The organism is Methylobacterium sp. WSM2598 (assembly GCF_000379105.1).
Classification (GTDB): Bacteria; Pseudomonadota; Alphaproteobacteria; order Rhizobiales; family Beijerinckiaceae; genus Methylobacterium.
In genome coordinates, this window is sequence record NZ_KB900609.1 from 3,838,056 (window position 1) to 3,842,187 (window position 4,132).

Consider the following 4,132-nt stretch of genomic DNA (forward strand, 5'->3'; position numbering starts at 1 on the left):
ATGGCCAAGGCACAGTTCGCCGTCATCTTCGGCGAGCGCTTCACCCGGGCCATGGCGGCCTGACGGTCAACCCGCCGCCCTCACACGAAATTCCTGACAGTCCCCGGCACCGCTGCCAGGTCGCGTTCATCACCTTGGCAACCGACGCCTTGAGGCCCGTGTGGGCGTCCGAGATCACCAGCTTCACACCGCGCAGGCCGCGGCGCGCCAGCTTGCGCAGGAACGCGGTCCAGAACGTCTCGGCCTCGGAGGGGCCAATGTCCATGCCGAGCACTTCCCTGCGGCCGTCGCTGTTCACACCGACCGCCACGATCACGGCGACGGAGACGATGCGTCCGGCCTGGCGCACCTTCACGGAGGTCCCATCGATCCAGAGAGAGAGGGCCACTCGCCCTCGATCGGCCGGTCGAGGAAGGCATTCACGCGCTCGTCGATCTCCTGGCAGAGCCGCGAGACCTGGCTCTTGGACACGCCCGTGCCGCCCATGGCTTGAACGAGATCATCGACCGAGCGGGTCGAGATGCCCTGGATGTAGGCCTCCTGGATCACCGCCGTGAGCGCCTTCTCGGCCATCCGGCGCGGCTCCAGGAAGGCCGGGAAGTACGAGCCCGTGCGCAGCTTGGGGATGCGCAGCTCGACCGTGCCCGCCCGCGTCTGCCAGTCCCGGTCACGATAGCCGTTGCGCTGGACCAGCCGCTCGGCGCTCTTCTCACCGTGGGCCGCCCCGGTCAGGCCGCCCACCTCCAGCTCCATCAGCCGCTCGGCCGCAAAGCCGATCATCTCGCGCAGCAGGTCGGCGTCAGCGCTCTTCTCCAGCAGCCCGCGCAGGCTCATCATCTCGTCGGTCATCGGAGGTCTCTCGGGTTCGAGGTTGGTGCTCGCAACCCCACCCTACCCGGCAACCGCCGATGACCACCCCGCGAGAGATCCCGCCTGCTTCAGCGCTGTAGAGGGCGCGCAGGCGGGCTCTCTCGCTCTCGTCGAGCTACACCACCTCCAGGGACACGACCCTGACCGACGAAGAGGCCGAAGTGAGCGCACTGCGTCTGGTCGGCGGCCAGCGCCGTCAAGCGGCCCAACGACGCGAACGAGATTGCTTCAATGGTACCGAAGGTCTGTATGTCAAGGCCGGCCAGCTTGAGGATTTTCTCGGGCTCGATTTTCAGTTCGACCAGAATGTCGCAGATCGCCTGCACTGCATGAACATGAACGAAATCAACGGAAATAGATCCTGAAGGGATGATCCGCAGAGGAGCAATGCGCCCCTTGCATTTTGAATAATCTGTGCTCGACCTTAAGTCGAAGCCTCGACCGCCGTCAGACAATGCATCAGAATCCATGTCTGGCTCTCCAGTGCTTCTGGGTCAGCCCGCATGGGTTGACCACAGTAGGGTCGTTTTCACAATACCAAACGACAACGATAGAACCGACTCGAAACACATCACGGGCTGTCGAATTCAGGTCAATCGACGTGCGCCGAGGGTGCATGAGACCTTCTAATCGTGGCCTTGGCCTGCGCCACAGCGGTGTGGGCCTCAGGAAGCTCTGCTTCTTCACCGCGCGCCAGCTACGGGCAGGCGGTGGTCCGGCGCCCGGCATTCATTGATCGTCGATGGCGGGATCTTCTGGCCTTCCTTGCCGTTCGCGACGGGGCATGTGGTGTTCCGTCGCCGGAGATGTAGCCCCGACCTCCTGCGAAGCGGCCGCGTCCACGGACCAGGCGGGCCACGCCAGCAGGATCGCCGTCCTGACCGCTACGCGCATCTGAGCCTCAGAGGAGTTCCTTGCCGCCAGGACCTCGCGGGCGTGGGGGTTGGCCGCCATGATCGCGCAGACGTCGATCGCGATGCCCTCCGCGAGCGGGCGCGCGCCGGGCTCCGGATCGTTCAGGAAGTTCGTCACGGCCGCGTCGAGCTGCTCGTCGGTAACGCGCTTGCTCTTGTACAGCTGTTCAATAGTGAGCGGATCATGCATATTTAAGCTATAGGGCACATAGAATTACCAATACAAGACACCGTCCTGTCTCGGTCTGGCATCCGACAATTCTCTACTCACCCGCATCGCCGAACTGATCTGCCAAACCGAAGAGTAGCACACTCTACTTACCTGGATGACGATGGGGCGTATCATGCCGGACGACGACTTCGACCTGATCGCCGTGCTCAACGCTCTTCTTCGCGAAGAACGCCAAAAAAGGATCCCTCCGTACGGAGGGATCCGAAGTCGAAAGTGGAAACTCTAGCGGGAGTATACCGCTACGCCGCCGACACGGCGGCGCATCTGCGCTGTGTGATGCTGCAGCGTGTGCCGCTTGATCCAGCGAGACACCGATCATTGTCTCGGCCCGCTCGGTCCTGCAGCGGCGATCCTCTCACCCCATACTGAGGCTTATGCGAATGGGCCGCCCTCAAGCGCGCGAGGCCGAGCACAACCTACATTCCAGCAGTACCAACCTGAAGCTTGGGCGCGTTCCAGACGCATGCCCGTATCGCAAACGTAGTGAGGCTTGGCCGGCAAGCCATGCTGAAAACGCATGCATATTTGAAAACGCATGCATGTTGGCCAAAATTTGAACTTTCAACTTGTTGCGGTGCAGCGTAATAAGTAACTGCGAGATCGCGATTGAGTCGCGGTTTCGCAGCCCTCATGGGCGTTTCCTCCCTAGACTTCCGGCCGCTGCTGAAAGCGGCCCGCTTTTTAGCTTATGCTAGAGAGGATACGGTCCGGCTTTCAATGGCGGCACTACTGGACACCCCTACCGGTCAGGAAGTGACGTTCAGGGGTCGTGGCCAAGCCTTGCTCCTGCGAGGCCGGATCATCCTTCACGTCTGCCCAATCTGCTCGCAGCGCAACGCGCCGGCAGCCGAGCAGAACGGTCGGTGCGCCTGGTGCGCCTGCGTTCCCGACCCAGCGGACGTCGAGCCTGCACAGCCTGCCAAGGGGTAGCGGGTCGGACTTTCACAACGCCTGCAGGACGCCCGACCCGCCCGCCTGCTCCGAGCGGTGCGCACCCGGCGCAAGCCCTTCGATCCTCGCAGCTCGGCGGTAGCCGCTCGATTGACCTTTGGCCGAGAGGTCCCGCCGGGCGTTCGTGCGTCTGGCCCTCAGTGGGTTGACCGGCGGTCCACGGTCGGCCGCTCAATCGTCTCGGTCCCGGCCGACACCAGCAGCCTCAGGGACTCGGCGAGGTCGGTGGCGGTCTCAAGCGGCAGTCCGGTCTGCGGACGTCCGTTCACCCGGACCGGCTCGCCTGTCTGGGAACAGTAGACACCCCAGCCACCACCGATGCCGCCACGGAACGGGCCTCGGCCGCAAACCGTTTAACGGTCTCATAGGAGGAGATCGCCATGGCCGACAAAGACCGCATCGAAGGCTCCGCCGATCAGATGAAGGGCTCGCTCAAACAGACTGCCGGCGACTTGACTGGTGACCAGAAATTGAAAAGCGAAGGGACGATGGACAAGGTCTCCGGCAAGATCCAGAACGCGGTCGGAGGCGCAAAAGACGCGATTCGTGACACGTTCTCGTCCGACAAGGACAACAAGCCCACGTAGCCACAACAAGGGAGCCCGCGGGCTCCCTTTCTCGTTGAAGCAATCCCGTTCCTGTACAAACGGCCGGACCCCAATACGCGCCGACCCACGCCAGCCACGCTATTCGCGTTTCGCGCCACCGACTGTCAAGATCGCCGCCATCGTACCGGAAGCGAAGCAGGCCGCGGTCGTCGCCCGGCTCAACAACAACCAGTCGAAGCTCCTGCAGATCGCCCGCACCCCGCCGGAACGGGGCGTGTCGCAAGCGTTCAACGGCCAAAAAATTCTTCTCCGAACAGGGCGTTAGGATGTCTGCTCACCGCCTGCTCACCTCCACCGACGAGGTTGATGAGGCGGTTTGACGGGCCTGAGATCGCCCCATCGGACCGGGGTGCGCCTCTGCCGGGAGCATAATTTTCTACGGCCAAAATCTTTGCGACATGCCCGTCAAAGATGATGAGACCGCCGCGTCAGCCGTGGCCTTCCTGGAGGAGGGTCGTGTCCCTGGTGGTGGTGTAGCTCGACGGGAGCGAGAGAGCCCGTCTGCGCGCCCTCCACAGCGCCGAAGCAGGCGGGATCTCTCGCGGGGTGGTCATCGG

The 4,132-nt window shown here is 63.2% G+C and carries 4 protein-coding genes and 1 pseudogene; 1 reads left to right on the top strand and 4 read right to left on the bottom strand.

Annotated elements, in window-relative coordinates; all coding sequences use genetic code 11:
• Positions 1-103: 103 nt before the first annotated feature.
• The 4 genes and pseudogenes from MET2598_RS36840 to MET2598_RS0118355 all read right to left on the bottom strand — a co-directional run.
• A pseudogene (locus MET2598_RS36840) lies at positions 104-849 on the bottom strand (IS256 family transposase); the annotation flags it as partial.
• 89 nt (positions 850-938) lie between these two features.
• Positions 939-1,340, bottom strand: a complete 402-nt coding sequence (locus tag MET2598_RS39440) for a hypothetical protein (protein WP_198293023.1) — start codon at positions 1,338-1,340, stop codon at positions 939-941.
• A 259-nt stretch (positions 1,341-1,599) separates the two neighbouring features.
• On the bottom strand, positions 1,600-1,974 hold the full coding sequence (locus MET2598_RS0118350) for a hypothetical protein (protein ID WP_036270885.1): 375 nt from the start codon (positions 1,972-1,974) through the stop codon (positions 1,600-1,602).
• A gap of 1,130 nt (positions 1,975-3,104) precedes the next feature.
• Complete coding sequence (locus tag MET2598_RS0118355) at positions 3,105-3,236, bottom strand: hypothetical protein (protein ID WP_018261862.1); 132 nt, start codon at positions 3,234-3,236, stop codon at positions 3,105-3,107.
• 111 nt (positions 3,237-3,347) lie between these two features.
• Here MET2598_RS0118355 and MET2598_RS0118360 point away from each other — a divergent pair, with 111 nt between their 5' ends.
• Complete coding sequence (locus tag MET2598_RS0118360; RefSeq protein WP_012331750.1) at positions 3,348-3,554, top strand: CsbD family protein; 207 nt, start codon at positions 3,348-3,350, stop codon at positions 3,552-3,554.
• The last annotated feature ends 578 nt before the right edge of the window (positions 3,555-4,132 follow it).